This is a genomic window from Pseudarthrobacter sp. TE9888, from assembly GCF_056279345.1.
The window spans coordinates 1,161,778-1,182,396 of the sequence record NZ_JBWBRD010000002.1; the positions used below are offsets into that span (position 1 = coordinate 1,161,778).

The window sequence follows — 20,619 nt, forward strand, 5'->3', positions numbered from 1 at the left end:
GCCCAGTTTTGACGCCATTCCGGCCGTATTCTTCACTGTCCTAGACCCAGTCCAGCCGAAAACTGGGCTGTTTTGCGGGCGGCCAACGCAATGAGCCCCGCGCCAGCACCTCCCGGACCTGCGCAAGAACAGATTCAGGCGCATAAACCACGTCATCGTAGAAGAACCTCAGCACCGGCAAACCATGACGGACCGCCTGGTTGTCCCTACGGCGGTCCTTTTTGAATTGCCGGGGTTCAAGGTGGAAGGCGAGCCCATCGATTTCCACGATAAGGAAACCCTCCAGCAGGAAGTCCACCCGGCCGATGCCGTCAATCCACACCTGGGTCTCGGTGGCTATGCCGGCTTCCCTGAACAGCACCCGCGCCAAGGTTTCCAGGAGGGAGTCCGCACCCCGTTCAATCTGGGACAGCACGTTCCGCGCCTTGCCGGCCCGGTTGCCCTTCAGATTGCGGAACAGGAAGGGCAGCTCGATATCCCCACGGTTGTAGGCGCACTCCACCATGACCAGCGCCTCGAGTTCTGGCAGGCACAGTAGCGCGTGAAGCAGGACGTCGGGCAGTGCGGCAAGGGTCCGATGATGGACCGGCTGTGTCAACGGAAGTCGGTGGCTGACACAGCAGGCTGCCCTTCTCCCATTGCTCTGCCAGTAGTGGGGCCGCGGCGGGGGTTGCAGCTGCCAAAGACTGTACTGCGGGGCGGCGGACGCGCAGGTCAGGAGACTTCGGGCTCGCCCTGCGGCCACCACGTCAGCTCCAGCGCCCGCAACAACCAGCAACCCTCGCTCCAGCCGCGCCACCTGCCCACCACGGATTGCGCGTCGGATGTCCGTGTCCGTTGCGCCGGCGGCGATAACGTCCCGCCGCAGCAGCACCCCTCCAGCCGATCTAAGAATTTCTGCAGGTTCCATCACGCCACAATGTCTGCTCCGCGTGGCCGGCGGCAGGCACCCGCGGCGCCATGTGGACAAACAAGCTACCCAGACCAGCCCAGTTTTCGGGTTGCTGGAACAGAACTGGCCCGGTCTTCAGGCTTCAATTGCCTGAAAACCGGGCCAGTTCTGGAGGACCTGCGCCGGTCAGTCCATCCCGCGTAGGTCCAGGACCAGTTCCGTGTCGCCGTCGGCCTGCAGGACCACCGGGATGCCCCAGTCCTGCTGGTAGAGGTGGCAGGCGGCGTGGTCGGGGATCTCGCCGTCCTCGGTCTCGGGGCCGTCGCAGGCCGCGGCGCGGGCGGTAATGTGCAGCACGCCCTCAGGCACGTCCGGGGACAGCTCCAGGGTGCGGAGCAGCCCCACCGAGGTGCCGCCGCCGGCCACCAGCAGTTCCGGCGGCGTGGAGGAGATCTTCAGCTGCGTCGGATCGCCCCAGCGGTCATCGAGCTTCTGCCCGGTGGGTGCGGTGAATCGGACGGTCAGGTCCAGGGCGCCGGGGGCCACTGGGCTCTTGGGCCGCTGGGTCTGGGAGGCGCCCTCATCCACCTGCTGCGCTTCCTTGGGGATGGGCACGTACACCAGCTGGTGTTTGTTGGCTTCGACCACCACCAGCAGGGGCTCGGAGCCGGCGGACTGGGTGTGGTCCACGATCACGTCGGACGGCTCGGCAAGTCCGCGGGCCAGCGTGGACACGGTGCCGTTGGCGGGGTCGTAGCGGCGTACCGCCCCGTTGTAGGTGTCCGCGATCGCCACGGAGCCGTCGGGCAGGACGGTCACACCGAGCGGGTGCTGCAGCCGTGCTTCGGCGGCGGGGCCGTCGCGGAAGCCGAAGTCGAACAGGCCCTTGCCAACGGCGGACTCCACCGTGATGGCGGCGTCGGCGGCGATGACCAGCTTGCGGAGCGCCGAGGTCTCGGAATCCGCCACCCAGATATTGCCATCGGCATCTTCGGCCAAGCCGGAGGACTGGGCGAACCAGGACTCGTGCGCTGGACCGTCGAGCAGCCCTTCAAGGCCGTTGCCGGCGATGATCGACACGGCGCCGGTGACGGGGTCGAAGCTGAAGATCTGGTGCGTGCCGGCCATGGCCACCACTACCGCATTGAGCTTGCGCGACCATACAACGTCCCACGGCGAGCTCAACGCAACATCCAGGGGGTCGGTGCCCAGCGAGCCGCTGAAGCCGGCGCCGTCCTCGTCCACCCGTGCGGGCCCGGTTTCCAGCAGCCGCTGGATGCCGTTGCCGGCCAGGGTGGAGGCCTTGCCGTCCGTGAGCGAGAGTCCACGCAGGCGGTGGTTGACCGAGTCGGCAATCACGACGTCGTAGCCCGCCTTGGCTGCCACGTCTTCCGGGAGCAGGACCAGGCCCTGGGGCTCGTTGAACTGGGCGCTGGCGGTGTCCCCCGCGGCGGCCCCGTCGGCGTAGCCCTTGGTGCCCGAGCCGAAGGTGGCCAGGACGGTTTCGAAGTCGGTGCCGAGTTCCACCAGGCGGTGGTGGCCGGTGTCGGTGACCAGCCAGGACCCCTTGTCGGCAGCAACCGAAGCCGCTGCAGCCGCGGGCGTTCCGCCGTCGGACGTTCCAGCCAAAGCCGTGGATCCGCGGCCCGGCGGGAGGAACAGTGCCTTGCCGGGGAAGCGCAGGGTGCCGGACGTCGCTTCGGGCGCCACATAGGGGCCGGAGCCGCGGTGCAGGGTGCCCTTGGCCTCGTGCTCGGCGATGAGTTCCGGGATCAGCACTGCGAGGCCGTCCGCATGGCCTTCACCGGAAAGGTGGGCCACGATGTAGCCCTCGGGATCGATGACCACCAGGGTGGGCCATGCACGGGCGGTGTACGCCTTCCAGGTGTCCAGCTCGGGATCGTCCAGGACCGGGTGGTGGATCTCGTACCGCTCCACGGCGGCCGCCAGCGCCACCGGGTCCGCCTCGTGCTCGAACTTGGGCGAGTGGACGCCCACGGTGACCAGCACGTCGGAGTACTGCTGCTCCAGCGGCCGCAGCTCATCGAGGACGTGCAGGCAGTTGATGCAGCAGAAGGTCCAGAAGTCGAGCAGCACGATCTTGCCGCGCAGGGCTTCGAGGTCCAGGGACTTGCCCCCGGTGTTCAGCCAGTTGCGGCCCACCAGTTCGGAGGCCCGGACCCGGGCATGCGTGCGTACGGTTTCGCTCATCAGCGTCCTTCCAGCTTGTTGCGTTCAGCCAGCTTGGCGTCGCGTTCGGCCAATTTGGCAAACATATCGTTGTAAGCGGTCAGATCGGCGTCGTTATTCCTGTCGGCTGCCCGGTCCACCCGTTTGGTCTCCCGCTGGTCCGACCTGGACCACATGATGGCGACGCCGATCGCCACCAGCAGCGTCGGCACCTCGCCAATGCCCCAGGCCACCGCACCGCCGGCCTGCTGGTCAGCGAGGGCGGACGGCCCCCAGGCACGGCCCAGGTTGCCGAAGTAGTCCGCAGCCATCAGGCCCGTGCCGCCCATGATGGACACACCGAAGAAGGCGTGGAAGCCCATGGTGGCCAGGAGCAGGAGCAGCCGCATGGGGTACGGTGCGCGGCGCGGCAGCGGGTCGGAGCCGATCATGCTCAGCACGAAAATATAGCCGGTCAGCAGGAAGTGCAGGTTCATCAGTTCGTGGCCCACATGGTCGCGCATGGCGAAGCCGAACAGGTCCGAGTAGTAGAACAGGATGATGGAGCCGGCGAAGTTGGCCGCGGCGAACAGCGGGTGGGTGACCAGTTGGGAGAACTTCGAGTGCACGAAGACCAGCAGCCACTCGCGGGCACCGCGTGAGCCGTCGCCGCGGGCGGGCAGGGCGCGCAGGGCCAGCGTTACCGGAGCGCCGAGCACCAGGAAGATCGGGGCCACCATGGTCAGCGCCATGTGGTCCATCATGTGCGCGGAGAACAGGATGCGTCCGTAGACCGACGGCGGCCCCGACGTGATGTACGTCAGCACCACCAAGCCGATGACCCAGTTGACCGAGCGGAACCACTGCCAGGAGTCCCCCCGGCGGCGGATCTTGGCAACCCCCAGGATGTAGGCGACCAGGCCGAAGAGGGCCACGCCCACCCAGATCCAGTCCAGGCGCCACTCAGTGAGCCAACGTTGGGGGGTGAGTTCGGGGGGCAGCTCGTAGCCGCTGAGGATGAAGGCGGGTGAGGCGTTGGGTGCCAGCTCCGTGGGCTGCGGCGGGGCTGAGCGGCCCAGGGCCACGGCGATGCCCGAGGTGTGGCCCCCATGACCAGCAGCTCCGCCAGGATCAACTGCCACAGCACGCGCCGTGAGGACATGGTGGCCCCCTTGCGGCCCAGCTGCGGGATGACCCACTGCCGGTGCATGAAGCCGATGCCGCCCAGCACCACTGCGCCCGCGGTCTTTGCCAGGATCAGCTGCCCGTAGGAAGAGCCGAAGAGATCGGCCCAGCTGGTGACGCGGATGCTGGCGTTGATGATCCCGGAGCCGAAGACCAGGACAAAGGCGAAGCCTGCCAGGGTGGAGAACCGCTTAAGCGTGGGTTCGGTGATGTCAGAGGCTGCCCCGGCTTTGGGCCCCGTCAGGATTCCGGACAGGAGAGCCAGGATGATGATGCCGCCCACCCATGTGCTGACGCCGAGCAGGTGCAGGCCGAGCGAGTTGATGGCGCCCTCGTGGTCCGACGAGCTGGAGGAGTGACCGATCAGGGCCGTCGGGACCAGGCCGATGAGGGCCAGGATCAGGGTGAGTGCCAGGCCACCGAGGGACCGGACGCCGAAGAGTGCCGTGGTCACTATCGCGGCGATGATGGTGACGGCGAGCCAGGCCCGGCCTGTATCGATGTCCGTCATGAAGTACACCAGGGCCTGCGTGAAGGTGGGATCGCCGGACAGCCCCTGCCCGGCCACGTCGGCGTAGGTGAGCACCAGGACCGCGATGGCGGATAAGGTCCACACCGCGCCCGCAACGGCCGCCACAGCGAGCACGCGGGTGAAGGCAGGATGCTCGGGTCCCCCGCTGCCCGCGGATGCTTCCCGGTCCCGCCCGCGTGCGTTGAGGTTCCTGGGCAGGATGCCGACGGCGAACACCAGGCCGCCGACGACGGTCGCCAGGGATACGTTATGGACGGCCTTGCTGATGGGCAGACCCCAACGGACCAGGGCGCCCGGATCAGCGACGCTGCGGGCGGCTGCCGCACCTGAGAAGATCAGCGCCGCTGCAAGGCCCAGGAAGAGTGCTGCCAGGCCCGCCAGTTGCCAGGGAACCGGGATGCCCCGGGTTCCGGCGTCCCCGACCGCAGCTCCCTTGCCAGGGCTGGAGTGCGGTGGGGTGGAACGTGGTTTTGCGGCAGAAGACACCATCCCATTGTCCGCTACGGCCGCCCGGGCGGCGAATCCGGGTTAAACGCCAAGGAGCGGCAACCCGTGGGGTTGCCGCTCCTGTTCCAGCCGGCTGCACGCCGGCTGGGAATAAGCTCTACTTCTTGGAGACAGCAGCCTTCAGCTTGGAGCCGGCGGTCAGCTTGACGCTGTGGCCTGCTGCAATCTGGATGGTCTCGCCGGTCTGCGGGTTGCGGCCGGTGCGGGCTGCACGGTCGGTACGCTCGACAGCGAGCCAGCCCGGGATGGTGATCTTTTCGCCGGCGGCGACGGACGTCTCGAAAACCTCGAACAGTGCGTCGAGGACGGAGTTGACGGCAGCCTGGCTGGTGCCGGCCTTGCCAGCTACCTCTGCAACAAGTTCACTACGGTTCTTAGCCATTGATGTCCTCCTGGACGGTTCTGATTCTGGAGCCTGCACGCGGCATGCGCGCAGGCCACTGTTCGAAAACTTACCAGCTTGGGCGGTCGCGGGCCGCAAATTCCGCGTGTTTCCGCCATTTTTTGAGGTTAATCACCGATTCTTCGGCCGTTTTCACCCTCGTCAACGCATCACGGGCACCAGCAGCACCGCGGTCCATGCTCGGCTGGCAGCTAAGTACGACGGCGGCCGGCACATCCCAGCCACCGCCCGCCATTATGCGTAGCCAGAAGGCCCGCAGTGCGGTGTTTTGTTTGTTAAATGTGGGAGGCCCCAACCGTGTGGTTGGGGCCTCGACCATGTAATGATGTTCCGGCGGTGACCTACTCTCCCACACCCTCCCGGGTGCAGTACCATCGGCGCTGTGGGTCTTAGCTTCCGGGTTCGGAATGGGACCGGGCGTTTCCCCCACGCTATGACCGCCGTAACCCTTTTACCCGAACCCCGCAGGGTTGGGAAATCTTGTGGTTACAACGTCCCTGCCGGTGGGCAGGGGGTGGTGTTGTTATTTAGTTGTTGGTTCCTGCCGTGCCCCGTGTGTTGACGGGGTTGTTGGTTGGGAACCACATAGTGGACGCAAGCAGAATGTTTTTCTGTGTGGTGTAAGTTGTTGGCCTATTAGTACCGGTCAGCTTCACGAGTCGTTAGTCCTCGCTTCCACATCCGGCCTATCAACCCAGTGGTCTGGCTGGGGGCCTCTCACACATAAATGTGTATGGAAATCTCATCTTGAAGCGAGCTTCCCGCTTAGATGCTTTCAGCGGTTATCCCATCCGAACGTAGCTAATCAGCGGTGCACTTGGCAGTACAACTGACACACCAGAGGTTCGTCCGTCCCGGTCCTCTCGTACTAAGGACAGCCCTTCTCAAATTTCCTGCGCGCGCAGCGGATAGGGACCGAACTGTCTCACGACGTTCTAAACCCAGCTCGCGTACCGCTTTAATGGGCGAACAGCCCAACCCTTGGGACCTACTCCAGCCCCAGGATGCGACGAGCCGACATCGAGGTGCCAAACCATGCCGTCGATATGGACTCTTGGGCAAGATCAGCCTGTTATCCCCGAGGTACCTTTTATCCGTTGAGCGACGGCCATTCCACAATGTACCGCCGGATCACTAGTCCCGACTTTCGTCCCTGCTCGAGATGTCTCTCTCACAGTCAAGCTCCCTTGTGCACTTACACTCGACACCTGATTGCCAACCAGGCTGAGGGAACCTTTGGGCGCCTCCGTTACTTTTTAGGAGGCAACCGCCCCAGTTAAACTACCCATCAGGCACTGTCCCTGACCCGGATTACGGGCCGAAGTTAGATGTCCAAAGTGACCAGAGTGGTATTTCAACGATGACTCCACCCGAACTGGCGTCCGGGCTTCAACGTCTCCCACCTATCCTACACAAGCCACTCCGAACACCAATACCAAACTATAGTAAAGGTCTCGGGGTCTTTCCGTCCTGCTGCGCGTAACGAGCATCTTTACTCGTACTGCAATTTCGCCGAGTTTATGGTTGAGACAGCGGGGAAGTCGTTACTCCATTCGTGCAGGTCGGAACTTACCCGACAAGGAATTTCGCTACCTTAGGATGGTTATAGTTACCACCGCCGTTTACTGGGGCTTAAATTCTCAGCTTCGCCGTGAGGCTAACCGGTCCTCTTAACCTTCCAGCACCGGGCAGGAGTCAGTCCGTATACATCGTCTTGCGACTTCGCACGGACCTGTGTTTTTAGTAAACAGTCGCTTCCCCCTGGTCTCTGCGGCCCCGATCCCCTCCCGGACGCGTAGTCCGTTCAAGGTTGGGGCCCCCCTTCTCCCGAAGTTACGGGGGCATTTTGCCGAGTTCCTTAACCATAATTCTCTCGATCGCCTTAGTATTCTCTACCTGATCACCTGTGTCGGTTTGGGGTACGGGCGGCTAAAACCTCGCGTCGATGCTTTTCTCGGCAGCATAGGATCACCAAATCCCCCCAAACGGGGGTCCCATCAGATCTCAGGCACCATGAGTGGCGGATTTGCCTACCACTCGCCCTACATCCTTAGACCGGGACAACCATCGCCCGGCTCGGCTACCTTCCTGCGTCACACCTGTTAATACGCTTGCCTCCCAGGATCAGGTCCCGCGCTCCACCAAAACCCTTCACCCACAAGGGGTGTCGGGCAGGTCTCGGGCGGTTAGTATCCCCTGTTCAACATGGACGGTTTTTCGCCGGTACGGGAATATCAACCCGTTGTCCATCGACTACGCCTGTCGGCCTCGCCTTAGGTCCCGACTTACCCAGGGCAGATTAGCTTGACCCTGGAACCCTTGATCATTCGGCGGACGGGTTTCTCACCCGTCTTTCGCTACTCATGCCTGCATTCTCACTCGTGTAGGCTCCACCACTGGTTTACACCGCAGCTTCACCGCCCACACGACGCTCCCCTACCCATCCACACTCCTGAACCACGAAGGCTAGGAACATATGTGAATGCCACAACTTCGGCGGTGTACTTGAGCCCCGCTACATTGTCGGCGCGGAATCACTTGACCAGTGAGCTATTACGCACTCTTTTAAGGGTGGCTGCTTCTAAGCCAACCTCCTGGTTGTCTGGGCAACTCCACATCCTTTCCCACTTAGCACACGCTTAGGGGCCTTAGTTGGTGGTCTGGGCTGTTTCCCTCTCGACTATGAAGCTTATCCCCCACAGTCTCACTGCTGCGCTCTCACTTACCGGCATTCGGAGTTTGGCTGACGTCAGTAACCTTGTAGGGCCCATTAGCCATCCAGTAGCTCTACCTCCAGCAAGAAACACGCAACGCTGCACCTAAATGCATTTCGGGGAGAACCAGCTATCACGAAGTTTGATTGGCCTTTCACCCCTACCCACAGCTCATCCCCTCCATTTTCAACTGAAGTGGGTTCGGTCCTCCACGACGTCTTACCGTCGCTTCAACCTGGCCATGGGTAGATCACTTCGCTTCGGGTCTAGATCACGCCACTCACACGCCCTATTCAGACTCGCTTTCGCTACGGCTGCCCCACACGGGTTAACCTCGCGACGTAACACTAACTCGCAGGCTCATTCTTCAAAAGGCACGCCGTCACCAGAATCAGACTGGCTCCGACGGATTGTAAGCACACGGTTTCAGGTACTGTTTCACTCCCCTCCCGGGGTACTTTTCACCTTTCCCTCACGGTACTGGTCCGCTATCGGTCATTAGGGAGTATTTAGGCTTATCAGGTGGTCCTGACAGATTCGCACGGGATTTCTCGGGCCCCGTACTACTTGGGATACTCTCACAGGCGGTACAAACACATTACGGTTACGGGACTAACACCCTCTCTGGCCGGCCTTTCAAAACCGTTCACCTATGCGCGCACATCACACCCCACCAGCCCGGCAGAACTGGTATGGAAAGTCCCACAACCCCGACCATGCAACGCCCGCCGGCTATCACACATGGAACGGTTTAGCCTGATCCGCGTTCGCTCGCCACTACTAACGGAATCACTATTGTTTTCTCTTCCTGCGGGTACTGAGATGTTTCACTTCCCCGCGTTCCCCCCACGCACCCTATGTGTTCAGGTACGGGTCACCAAGTCACTCGCGCGCTTGGCGGGGTTTCCCCATTCGGACACCCTGGGATCACAGTCCGGTTATCGACTCCCCCAGGCTTATCGCAGATTCCTACGTCCTTCTTCGGCTCCTAATGCCAAGGCATCCACCGTGTGCTCTTAAAAACTTGACCACAAAGATCAAAAACAAAAAACACTCGAGAGAACCACAGAAACTGCCCCGCACACCCAAAAGGCACACGAACCAGATCCAGGTTCATATTCTTGGAAATTGCTTCTTATACAAGATGCTCGCGTCCACTATGTAGTTCTCAAACAACAACCCCACACCACACACCCCACACACAAAACGCGCGCAGACCGTCATGACAGGGAAACCAGAAACAAACAAACCCGGGACCTAAACCCCGGCCCTGTTGCCTCAGGACCCAACAGTGTGCCAAACACTACCCGGAACACCAGACCACACAACGTTCCTGAACCCCCGAAGGAATCCGTACTGATCAATGGTCCGTGCCACCAGGCACCTATTTGTTGATATTCCACCCATGAGCACCCGCCGCAGGACAATCGCCTGCGCAACGGGCTTGCTTCCTGACAACACCACCACACAAACCATGCGGCTTGGCGGGGTTGTTGTAGGTGCTCCTTAGAAAGGAGGTGATCCAGCCGCACCTTCCGGTACGGCTACCTTGTTACGACTTAGTCCCAATCGCCAGTCCCACCTTCGACAGCTCCCTCCCACAAGGGGTTAGGCCACCGGCTTCGGGTGTTACCAACTTTCGTGACTTGACGGGCGGTGTGTACAAGGCCCGGGAACGTATTCACCGCAGCGTTGCTGATCTGCGATTACTAGCGACTCCGACTTCATGGGGTCGAGTTGCAGACCCCAATCCGAACTGAGACCGGCTTTTTGGGATTAGCTCCACCTCACAGTATCGCAACCCTTTGTACCGGCCATTGTAGCATGCGTGAAGCCCAAGACATAAGGGGCATGATGATTTGACGTCGTCCCCACCTTCCTCCGAGTTGACCCCGGCAGTCTCCTATGAGTCCCCACCATCACGTGCTGGCAACATAGAACGAGGGTTGCGCTCGTTGCGGGACTTAACCCAACATCTCACGACACGAGCTGACGACAACCATGCACCACCTGTAAACCGACCACAAGTGGGGGACCTGTTTCCAGATCTTTCCGGTTCATGTCAAGCCTTGGTAAGGTTCTTCGCGTTGCATCGAATTAATCCGCATGCTCCGCCGCTTGTGCGGGCCCCCGTCAATTCCTTTGAGTTTTAGCCTTGCGGCCGTACTCCCCAGGCGGGGCACTTAATGCGTTAGCTACGGCGCGGAAAACGTGGAATGTCCCCCACACCTAGTGCCCAACGTTTACGGCATGGACTACCAGGGTATCTAATCCTGTTCGCTCCCCATGCTTTCGCTCCTCAGCGTCAGTTAATGCCCAGAGACCTGCCTTCGCCATCGGTGTTCCTCCTGATATCTGCGCATTTCACCGCTACACCAGGAATTCCAGTCTCCCCTACATCACTCTAGTCTGCCCGTACCCACCGCAGATCCGGAGTTGAGCCCCGGACTTTCACGGCAGACGCGACAAACCGCCTACGAGCTCTTTACGCCCAATAATTCCGGATAACGCTTGCGCCCTACGTATTACCGCGGCTGCTGGCACGTAGTTAGCCGGCGCTTCTTCTGCAGGTACCGTCACCTTGCGGCTTCTTCCCTACTGAAAGAGGTTTACAACCCGAAGGCCGTCATCCCTCACGCGGCGTCGCTGCATCAGGCTTGCGCCCATTGTGCAATATTCCCCACTGCTGCCTCCCGTAGGAGTCTGGGCCGTGTCTCAGTCCCAGTGTGGCCGGTCACCCTCTCAGGCCGGCTACCCGTCGTCGCCTTGGTAGGCCATTACCCCACCAACAAGCTGATAGGCCGCGAGTCCATCCAAAACCACAAAAGCTTTCCACCAACCACCATGCGATGGAAGGTCATATCCGGTATTAGACCCAGTTTCCCAGGCTTATCCCAGAGTCAAGGGCAGGTTACTCACGTGTTACTCACCCGTTCGCCACTAATCCACCCACAAGTGGGCATCATCGTTCGACTTGCATGTGTTAAGCACGCCGCCAGCGTTCATCCTGAGCCAGGATCAAACTCTCCGTTGAAGTAAAACAGACACAACCAAAACCACCGGAAATAACGGCGACAAAGGCTGCACAAAATTTGAAACCAGCTAAAAACACCAAACCACACCACAGGGGCGGCACGATTCGGCACAATCAACCAATTACATACATAATCGGTATCAACAAACTTGGCACACTATTGAGTTCTCAAACAACAGACACACCCGGCACCACCCAAACACTCACGTTCAGGATCGCTCCGGAGCAACTTTTCAAACTTACCCGATCCCCCACCCCGAAGCAAATCCATCTTTCAGGACCCACATCGAAGAGAAGACCGCCCCAACCGATTTCCAGCGCCCTAAAGAGCAACCAGAATCTGGCCTTGAAGTGGGGGTTTTGGCCACCCGGTGAACAGTTCTTCACTGTCTCCCCCGCGGCGACTTAGAAAACAATACACGCCCACCGCGCCCACCGCAAACCGGCCCAAGCCCCACCCCAACAACCCCAAAACCCCGGAAAACCGCGGTTTCCAGGGACTAAGCAGAGGGTTTTCCAGTTTCGTAGGCGATTCCAGACTTCTATGGAGTGGCTCACATCTTTTGCAGGTGGTCGGCAGCCACCTGCAGAGGGAGCGAGTGTTCCACCGCCGTCGCCGCAAACCGGCATGGCTCCATAAGGCCGGGCAGCTCGCTCGGCTGTGCCCATAACCTTCATGGCATGGTCATGACAGGTGGAGGCGGGCCCTCCGGTCCGCGCTTTGGTCTGATGGTTGCCGCTTCCAGGGACTTGGTGGCCGGGGCCCGAGTCGCCCCGGTGGGACCTGGAGGAATCAGACCGGGGTGCCAGTCCCGGCGGACTCCACCAGCTCCCCCCGCGTCGAAGCCGGCTGGTGTACGCAACGTGCGGGGCCGGCGCGGTTGGTCCACCAGAAGGCCAGACCACCTTGGACTGCTTGTCCGTTACTCCGTGCCCGTGTAGACGGAAACGTGCTCGGTCAAAGGATTGGTCAGCTCAGGGTGACCGGCGGGGCCGGCACGGCCGGGGCAGATGACCGTGCGGCCGCCGCTGCTCAGCGCCACGCACTTTGAGGTGCCTTTTGTAAGCCTCCTTCAACCCACTCACAATCGGGTTACGAACCAATCGTGAGGTGATGAACGTGGAACAGAACAGCACAGCCGAACAGACCCCCGTCGTCGTCGAGGTCTGGGCCGACCTCGGGTGCCCCTGGTGCTATGTCGGCAAGCACCGACTACAGCGCGCGATTGAGGTCCGGCCGGACTCGGGCCGATTCCAGGTGAAGATTCGTTCCTTCGAGCTGAACCCCGACTCCCCGAAGGAGCCCGAGCCCATCGCAGATGTCTTCATGCGCAAGCACGGCGGAGACCCCTCAGTCGTCCTGCAAGCGGAGAAACGGATCCAGGCGATCGCCCACCGGGATGGCCTGCAGTTCAATCTCGATCGGATGAACGCCAACACGTTCGACTTGCATCGTGTGATGCACTTCGCCGAGCAGTCTGGCAGGGGCCTGGAGTTCTTCTCCCAGATCCAGGACCGGTTCTTCTCCGGTGAGATCGACCCATACGACGCTGATGTCATGGTCGAGGTAGCGCAGTCCCTCGGCCTCGACGGGGAACGCGTACGTGACGTCCTCGCGAGCCAGGAGTTCGCCGCCGATGTCCGGGCCGATGGTTCCGAGGGTGCGGCGCTGGGCGCGCAGGGGGTGCCGTTTACGGTCTTCGGCCGCCGGCTCGCGGCATCAGGCGCTCAGTCTGTGACCGCCTACGGCCAGGCCCTTGACCAGTTGGTCGAAGCCCTCGCATCCGAGGAGGTGCCGGCATGAGCGCGGATGCACCAGTCCCCGCACTGAAGGTCCTCGACGCCGGGCCGGTCGAATTCTGCGAGCGGGACAGCGATCACTGCGAGGTCTCCGGCCTCCACCCCGAGGCACCCGAATGCGTCTATGAGACGTATCCCCGGTAAAGCGGGGAGGGCTAGTCCCTGGCCGACTTCTCCCTTCCGACACCGGTCAGCTCGTGCTCGCGGCGACTGGCGGCGACGTCCCCGTGATGGTCGGCCGCCCAGCCCGCGAGGGTCATCACGGCCTCCAGCAGTGACCGGCCCAGCGGAGTCAGGTTGTACTCGACGCGCGGCGGCACCTCGGCGTACGCCGTTCGGGTGAGCAGCCCGTCGCGCTCAAGCGCCTTCAACGTCACCGTTAGCATCCGCTGCGAGATGCCCGGATGCTCGCTTGCAAGTCGGAGTAGCGCAGCGGCTCCGACCCCAGCGTGCTGATGACCAGGATCGTCCACTTGTCGCCGATCCGGTCCAGCACCTCGCGGATGAACGCGCTATTCTCCGGCCACGCCCGGCACGGCCCGCTGATCGTCCTCGCAATTGCCATCTCGTCCACCCTCAGCATCCATGAATCCCGGCATGCAGTCCGCCTGGTCTGCTGCCACACCACCAGTATGTAATAAGTCGAAAGGGACAAAATGCCTACCATCGCCATCGTCGGAGCCGGATCCGGACTCGGGCTGTCCATCGCCAAGACCTTCGGCGGCCACGGCTTCTCCGTCGCCCTCGTCTCCCGGACGCAGGCTAGGCTCGACGCCCTCGCCGCCGAACTGACCGGCGCCGGGATCGAGGCCGCCGGCTTCGCCGCCGACGTCATGGACCCTGCATCCGTCGCCGCAGCTTTCGACCGCATCAAGGAGCGCTTCGGTAGGGTCGACGTCCTCGAGTACTCGCCCGCCCCGCACCACCCCGTCCCCGGGCTGCGGAACGCGACGCCGCTGGAGGCCGACCATGCCAGTATTCAGCCGCAGATCGACTACTACCTTTACGGCGGCCTCGCCGCGACAAAGCAGGTTCTACCCGGCATGATCGAGCGCGGCTCGGGGACCATCATTTACACCACCGGCGGATCGTCCATGGATCCGCTGGCCGGGTCCGCCGAGTTCGCGGCCACCGCCATCGGGTCGGGCGCCCTGCGAACCTACGCCCTCAAGCTGCACCAGGCCACCGCCGGAACCGGCGTCTACGTCGCCCACGTGCCGATCTTCGCCTGGATCGGCACCGGCGGCCCAGAGACCCAGGCCGAAACGATCGCCGAGCACTACTGGAACCTCTACAACACCCGCGACGGCGCCGAGCATCCTTACGCCGCTCAGTAACCCAGCGATCTACAAGAGGGTTAGGGTCGCCGCACAGAGATCCACACCTGCTGGACCTCTTCTCCGACCCTGGCCTGACACGGGTTGCCCCCTCTCGACGAACTCGGGCCCGCCACGTTGTGCGGCGCGCCGGCAATCAATGGACGACTCGAGCACCTGCCCGTAGCGCATTCGGGTTCTGCAGCCTGGCCAGCTACATCGCCAGAAGCCGGACGTGAAGGAGGCGGTGGGGCGTCCAGGGAAAGCCGGAAGCATGCGATTCCGGGCGGGTATAGGACGGCGGGGCCGGCACATCCCAGCCACCGCCCGCCATTATGCGTAGCCAGAAGGCCCGCAGTGCGGTGTTTTGTTTGTTAAATGTGGGAGGCCCCAACCGTGTGGTTGGGGCCTCGACCATGTAATGATGTTCCGGCGGTGACCTACTCTCCCACACCCTCCCGGGTGCAGTACCATCGGCGCTGTGGGTCTTAGCTTCCGGGTTCGGAATGGGACCGGGCGTTTCCCCCACGCTATGACCGCCGTAACCCTTTTACCCGAACCCCGCAGGGTTGGGAAATCTTGTGGTTACAACGTCCCTGCCGGTGGGCAGGGGGTGGTGTTGTTATTTAGTTGTTGGTTCCTGCCGTGCCCCGTGTGTTGACGGGGTTGTTGGTTGGGAACCACATAGTGGACGCAAGCAGAATGTTTTTCTGTGTGGTGTAAGTTGTTGGCCTATTAGTACCGGTCAGCTTCACGAGTCGTTAGTCCTCGCTTCCACATCCGGCCTATCAACCCAGTGGTCTGGCTGGGGGCCTCTCACACATAAATGTGTATGGAAATCTCATCTTGAAGCGAGCTTCCCGCTTAGATGCTTTCAGCGGTTATCCCATCCGAACGTAGCTAATCAGCGGTGCACTTGGCAGTACAACTGACACACCAGAGGTTCGTCCGTCCCGGTCCTCTCGTACTAAGGACAGCCCTTCTCAAATTTCCTGCGCGCGCAGCGGATAGGGACCGAACTGTCTCACGACGTTCTAAACCCAGCTCGCGTACCGCTTTAATGGGCGAACAGCCCAACCCTTGGGACCTACTCCAGCCCCAGGATGCGACGAGCCGACATCGAGGTGCCAAACCATGCCGTCGATATGGACTCTTGGGCAAGATCAGCCTGTTATCCCCGAGGTACCTTTTATCCGTTGAGCGACGGCCATTCCACAATGTACCGCCGGATCACTAGTCCCGACTTTCGTCCCTGCTCGAGATGTCTCTCTCACAGTCAAGCTCCCTTGTGCACTTACACTCGACACCTGATTGCCAACCAGGCTGAGGGAACCTTTGGGCGCCTCCGTTACTTTTTAGGAGGCAACCGCCCCAGTTAAACTACCCATCAGGCACTGTCCCTGACCCGGATTACGGGCCGAAGTTAGATGTCCAAAGTGACCAGAGTGGTATTTCAACGATGACTCCACCCGAACTGGCGTCCGGGCTTCAACGTCTCCCACCTATCCTACACAAGCCACTCCGAACACCAATACCAAACTATAGTAAAGGTCTCGGGGTCTTTCCGTCCTGCTGCGCGTAACGAGCATCTTTACTCGTACTGCAATTTCGGCCGAGTTTATGGTTGAGACAGCGGGGAAGTCGTTACTCCATTCGTGCAGGTCGGAACTTACCCGACAAGGAATTTCGCTACCTTAGGATGGTTATAGTTACCACCGCCGTTTACTGGGGCTTAAATTCTCAGCTTCGCCGTGAGGCTAACCGGTCCTCTTAACCTTCCAGCACCGGGCAGGAGTCAGTCCGTATACATCGTCTTGCGACTTCGCACGGACCTGTGTTTTTAGTAAACAGTCGCTTCCCCCTGGTCTCTGCGGCCCCGATCCCCTCCCGGACGCGTAGTCCGTTCAAGGTTGGGGCCCCCCTTCTCCCGAAGTTACGGGGGCATTTTGCCGAGTTCCTTAACCATAATTCTCTCGATCGCCTTAGTATTCTCTACCTGATCACCTGTGTCGGTTTGGGGTACGGGCGGCTAAAACCTCGCGTCGATGCTTTTCTCGGCAGCATAGGATCACCAAATCCCCCCAAACGGGGGTCCCATCAGATCTCAGGCACCATGAGTGGCGGATTTGCCTACCACTCGCCCTACATCCTTAGACCGGGACAACCATCGCCCGGCTCGGCTACCTTCCTGCGTCACACCTGTTAATACGCTTGCCTCCCAGGATCAGGTCCCGCGCTCCACCAAAACCCTTCACCCACAAGGGGTGTCGGGCAGGTCTCGGGCGGTTAGTATCCCCTGTTCAACATGGACGGTTTTTCGCCGGTACGGGAATATCAACCCGTTGTCCATCGACTACGCCTGTCGGCCTCGCCTTAGGTCCCGACTTACCCAGGGCAGATTAGCTTGACCCTGGAACCCTTGATCATTCGGCGGACGGGTTTCTCACCCGTCTTTCGCTACTCATGCCTGCATTCTCACTCGTGTAGGCTCCACCACTGGTTTACACCGCAGCTTCACTGCCCACACGACGCTCCCCTACCCATCCACACTCCTGAACCACGAAGGCTAGGAACATATGTGAATGCCACAACTTCGGCGGTGTACTTGAGCCCCGCTACATTGTCGGCGCGGAATCACTTGACCAGTGAGCTATTACGCACTCTTTTAAGGGTGGCTGCTTCTAAGCCAACCTCCTGGTTGTCTGGGCAACTCCACATCCTTTCCCACTTAGCACACGCTTAGGGGCCTTAGTTGGTGGTCTGGGCTGTTTCCCTCTCGACTATGAAGCTTATCCCCCACAGTCTCACTGCTGCGCTCTCACTTACCGGCATTCGGAGTTTGGCTGACGTCAGTAACCTTGTAGGGCCCATTAGCCATCCAGTAGCTCTACCTCCAGCAAGAAACACGCAACGCTGCACCTAAATGCATTTCGGGGAGAACCAGCTATCACGAAGTTTGATTGGCCTTTCACCCCTACCCACAGCTCATCCCCTCCATTTTCAACTGAAGTGGGTTCGGTCCTCCACGACGTCTTACCGTCGCTTCAACCTGGCCATGGGTAGATCACTTCGCTTCGGGTCTAGATCACGCCACTCACACGCCCTATTCAGACTCGCTTTCGCTACGGCTGCCCCACACGGGTTAACCTCGCGACGTAACACTAACTCGCAGGCTCATTCTTCAAAAGGCACGCCGTCACCAGAATCAGACTGGCTCCGACGGATTGTAAGCACACGGTTTCAGGTACTGTTTCACTCCCCTCCCGGGGTACTTTTCACCTTTCCCTCACGGTACTGGTCCGCTATCGGTCATTAGGGAGTATTTAGGCTTATCAGGTGGTCCTGACAGATTCGCACGGGATTTCTCGGGCCCCGTACTACTTGGGATACTCTCACAGGCGGTACAAACACATTACGGTTACGGGACTAACACCCTCTCTGGCCGGCCTTTCAAAACCGTTCACCTATGCGCGCACATCACACCCCACCAGCCCGGCAGAACTGGTATGGAAAGTCCCACAACCCCGACCATGCAACGCCCGCCGGCTATCACACATGGAACGGTTTAGCCTGATCCGCGTTCGCTCGCCACTACTAACGGAATCACTATTGTTTTCTCTTCCTGCGGGTACTGAGATGTTTCACTTCCCCGCGTTCCCCCCACGCACCCTATGTGTTCAGGTACGGGTCACCAAGTCACTCGCGCGCTTGGCGGGGTTTCCCCATTCGGACACCCTGGGATCACAGTCCGGTTATCGACTCCCCCAGGCTTATCGCAGATTCCTACGTCCTTCTTCGGCTCCTAATGCCAAGGCATCCACCGTGTGCTCTTAAAAACTTGACCACAAAGATCAAAAACAAAAAACACTCGAGAGAACCACAGAAACTGCCCCGCACACCCAAAAGGCACACGAACCAGATCCAGGTTCATATTCTTGGAAATTGCTTCTTATACAAGATGCTCGCGTCCACTATGTAGTTCTCAAACAACAACCCCACACCACACACCCCACACACAAAACGCGCGCAGACCGTCATGACAGGGAAACCAGAAACAAACAAACCCGGGACCTAAACCCCGGCCCTGTTGCCTCAGGACCCAACAGTGTGCCAAACACTACCCGGAACACCAGACCACACAACGTTCCTGAACCCCCGAAGGAATCCGTACTGATCAATGATCCGTGCCACCAGGCACCTATTTGTTGATATTCCACCCATGAGCACCCGCCGCAGGACAATCGCCTGCGCAACGGGCTTGCTTCCTGACAACACCACCACACAAACCATGCGGCTTGGCGGGGTTGTTGTAGGTGCTCCTTAGAAAGGAGGTGATCCAGCCGCACCTTCCGGTACGGCTACCTTGTTACGACTTAGTCCCAATCGCCAGTCCCACCTTCGACAGCTCCCTCCCACAAGGGGTTAGGCCACCGGCTTCGGGTGTTACCAACTTTCGTGACTTGACGGGCGGTGTGTACAAGGCCCGGGAACGTATTCACCGCAGCGTTGCTGATCTGCGATTACTAGCGACTCCGACTTCATGGGGTCGAGTTGCAGACCCCAATCCGAACTGAGACCGGCTTTTTGGGATTAGCTCCACCTCACAGTATCGCAACCCTTTGTACCGGCCATTGTAGCATGCGTGAAGCCCAAGACATAAGGGGCATGATGATTTGACGTCGTCCCCACCTTCCTCCGAGTTGACCCCGGCAGTCTCCTATGAGTCCCCACCATCACGTGCTGGCAACATAGAACGAGGGTTGCGCTCGTTGCGGGACTTAACCCAACATCTCACGACACGAGCTGACGACAACCATGCACCACCTGTAAACCGACCACAAGTGGGGGACCTGTTTCCAGATCTTTCCGGTTCATGTCAAGCCTTGGTAAGGTTCTTCGCGTTGCATCGAATTAATCCGCATGCTCCGCCGCTTGTGCGGGCCCCCGTCAATTCCTTTGAGTTTTAGCCTTGCGGCCGTACTCCCCAGGCGGGGCACTTAATGCGTTAGCTACGGCGCGGAAAACGTGGAATGTCCCCCACACCTAGTGCCCAACGTTTACGGCATGGACTACCAGGGTATCTAATCCTGTTCGCTCCCCATGCTTTCGCTCCTCAGCGTCAGTTAATGCCCAGAGACCTGCCTTCGCCATCGGTGTTCCTCCTGATATCTGCGCATTTCACCGCTACACCAGGAATTCCAGTCTCCCCTACATCACTCTAGTCTGCCCGTACCCACCGCAGATCCGGAGTTGAGCCCCGGACTTTCACGGCAGACGCGACAAACCGCCTACGAGCTCTTTACGCCCAATAATTCCGGATAACGCTTGCGCCCTACGTATTACCGCGGCTGCTGGCACGTAGTTAGCCGGCGCTTCTTCTGCAGGTACCGTCACCTTGCGGCTTCTTCCCTACTGAAAGAGGTTTACAACCCGAAGGCCGTCATCCCTCACGCGGCGTCGCTGCATCAGGCTTGCGCCCATTGTGCAATATTCCCCACTGCTGCCTCCCGTAGGAGTCTGGGCCGTGTCTCAGTCCCAGTGTGGCCGGTCACCCTCTCAGGCCGGCTACCCGTCGTCGCCTTGGTAGGCCATTACCCCACCAACAAGCTGATAGGCCGCGAGTCCATCCAAAACCACAAAAGCTTTCCACCAACCACCATGCGATGGAAGGTCATATCCGGTATTAGACCCAGTTTCCCAGGCTTATCCCAGAGTCAAGGGCAGGTTACTCACGTGTTACTCACCCGTTCGCCACTAATCCACCCACAAGTGGGCATCATCGTTCGACTTGCATGTGTTAAGCACGCCGCCAGCGTTCATCCTGAGCCAGGATCAAACTCTCCGTTGAAGTAAAACAGACACAACCAAAACCACCGGAAATAACGGCGACAAAGGCTGCACAAAATTTGAAACCAGCTAAAAACACCAAACCACACCACAGGGGCGGCACGATTCGGCACAATCAACCAATTACATACATAATCGGTATCAACAAACTTGGCACACTATTGAGTTCTCAAACAACAGACACACCCGGCACCACCCAAACACTCACGTTCAGGATCGC

8 protein-coding genes, 6 rRNA genes and 1 pseudogene are annotated in these 20,619 nt (G+C 60.3%); 4 read left to right on the forward strand and 11 right to left on the reverse strand.

The window, feature by feature from the left end; genetic code table 11:
* Positions 1 to 40 precede the first annotated feature (40 nt).
* From ACZ9J7_RS05970 to ACZ9J7_RS06000, 7 genes and pseudogenes are all read right to left on the reverse strand, one after another.
* On the reverse strand, positions 41 to 598 hold the full coding sequence (locus ACZ9J7_RS05970; RefSeq protein WP_476207854.1) for an endonuclease domain-containing protein: 558 nt from the start codon (positions 596 to 598) through the stop codon (positions 41 to 43).
* 480 nt (positions 599 to 1,078) lie between these two features.
* Positions 1,079 to 3,103, reverse strand: coding sequence for an NHL domain-containing thioredoxin family protein (locus ACZ9J7_RS05975; protein WP_476207855.1), 2,025 nt, complete (start codon positions 3,101 to 3,103; stop codon positions 1,079 to 1,081).
* Positions 3,103 to 5,267, reverse strand: a pseudogene (locus ACZ9J7_RS05980) (bifunctional copper resistance protein CopD/cytochrome c oxidase assembly protein). The gene ACZ9J7_RS05975 and the pseudogene ACZ9J7_RS05980 overlap by 1 nt, the downstream one beginning before the upstream one ends.
* A gap of 115 nt (positions 5,268 to 5,382) precedes the next feature.
* Positions 5,383 to 5,667 (reverse strand): HU family DNA-binding protein, encoded by a 285-nt coding sequence (locus tag ACZ9J7_RS05985; RefSeq protein WP_011693739.1) that lies wholly within the window; start codon positions 5,665 to 5,667, stop codon positions 5,383 to 5,385.
* A gap of 349 nt (positions 5,668 to 6,016) precedes the next feature.
* A 5S ribosomal RNA gene (rrf, locus tag ACZ9J7_RS05990) occupies positions 6,017 to 6,133 on the reverse strand.
* Between the two features lie 170 nt (positions 6,134 to 6,303).
* Positions 6,304 to 9,432: ribosomal RNA gene (locus ACZ9J7_RS05995) — 23S ribosomal RNA — on the reverse strand.
* Between the two features lie 480 nt (positions 9,433 to 9,912).
* A 16S ribosomal RNA gene (locus ACZ9J7_RS06000) occupies positions 9,913 to 11,436 on the reverse strand.
* The 16S, 23S and 5S rRNA genes sit together here, the layout of an rRNA operon.
* 1,120 nt (positions 11,437 to 12,556) lie before the next feature.
* Here ACZ9J7_RS06000 and ACZ9J7_RS06005 point away from each other — a divergent pair.
* Positions 12,557 to 13,240, forward strand: a complete 684-nt coding sequence (locus ACZ9J7_RS06005; RefSeq protein ID WP_476207860.1) for a DsbA family oxidoreductase — start codon at positions 12,557 to 12,559, stop codon at positions 13,238 to 13,240.
* On the forward strand, positions 13,237 to 13,380 hold the full coding sequence (locus tag ACZ9J7_RS06010; RefSeq protein ID WP_476207862.1) for a hypothetical protein: 144 nt from the start codon (positions 13,237 to 13,239) through the stop codon (positions 13,378 to 13,380). Before ACZ9J7_RS06005 ends, ACZ9J7_RS06010 begins: the two co-directional genes overlap by 4 nt.
* 11 nt (positions 13,381 to 13,391) lie before the next feature.
* Here the strand turns inward: ACZ9J7_RS06010 and ACZ9J7_RS06015 are convergent, their stop codons facing one another.
* Entirely contained in the window at positions 13,392 to 13,613 is a 222-nt protein-coding gene (locus ACZ9J7_RS06015) for a winged helix-turn-helix transcriptional regulator (RefSeq protein ID WP_476207864.1), read from the reverse strand.
* A 78-nt stretch (positions 13,614 to 13,691) separates the two neighbouring features.
* Between ACZ9J7_RS06015 and ACZ9J7_RS06020 the strand changes: the two genes are divergently transcribed.
* Together ACZ9J7_RS06020 and ACZ9J7_RS06025 are read left to right on the forward strand one after the other, a co-directional pair.
* Entirely contained in the window at positions 13,692 to 13,874 is a 183-nt protein-coding gene (locus ACZ9J7_RS06020) for a hypothetical protein (protein ID WP_476207865.1), read from the forward strand.
* A gap of 18 nt (positions 13,875 to 13,892) precedes the next feature.
* On the forward strand, positions 13,893 to 14,573 hold the full coding sequence (locus tag ACZ9J7_RS06025; protein ID WP_476207866.1) for an SDR family NAD(P)-dependent oxidoreductase: 681 nt from the start codon (positions 13,893 to 13,895) through the stop codon (positions 14,571 to 14,573).
* A gap of 406 nt (positions 14,574 to 14,979) precedes the next feature.
* Here ACZ9J7_RS06025 and rrf (ACZ9J7_RS06030) read toward each other — a convergent pair.
* The 3 genes from rrf (ACZ9J7_RS06030) to ACZ9J7_RS06040 all read right to left on the reverse strand — a co-directional run bounded on the left by rrf (ACZ9J7_RS06030) (position 14,980) and on the right by ACZ9J7_RS06040 (position 20,400).
* A 5S ribosomal RNA gene (gene rrf, locus ACZ9J7_RS06030) occupies positions 14,980 to 15,096 on the reverse strand.
* A gap of 170 nt (positions 15,097 to 15,266) precedes the next feature.
* Positions 15,267 to 18,396: ribosomal RNA gene (locus ACZ9J7_RS06035) — 23S ribosomal RNA — on the reverse strand.
* Positions 18,397 to 18,876: 480 nt separating this feature from the next.
* Positions 18,877 to 20,400: ribosomal RNA gene (locus tag ACZ9J7_RS06040) — 16S ribosomal RNA — on the reverse strand.
* Positions 20,401 to 20,619 lie beyond the last annotated feature (219 nt).

Bases quoted from the DNA above. Each gene is read 5' to 3' on its own strand.
- ACZ9J7_RS05985 (WP_011693739.1), bottom strand. From the start codon at position 5,667: ATGGCTAAGAACCGTAGTGAACTTGTTGCAGAGGTAGCTGGCAAGGCC.
- ACZ9J7_RS05975 (WP_476207855.1), bottom strand. From the start codon at position 3,103: ATGAGCGAAACCGTACGCACGCATGCCCGGGTCCGGGCCTCCGAACTG.
- ACZ9J7_RS06010 (WP_476207862.1), top strand. From the start codon at position 13,237: ATGAGCGCGGATGCACCAGTCCCCGCACTGAAGGTCCTCGACGCCGGG.
- ACZ9J7_RS06025 (WP_476207866.1), top strand. From the start codon at position 13,893: ATGCCTACCATCGCCATCGTCGGAGCCGGATCCGGACTCGGGCTGTCC.
- ACZ9J7_RS06020 (WP_476207865.1), top strand. From the start codon at position 13,692: ATGACCAGGATCGTCCACTTGTCGCCGATCCGGTCCAGCACCTCGCGG.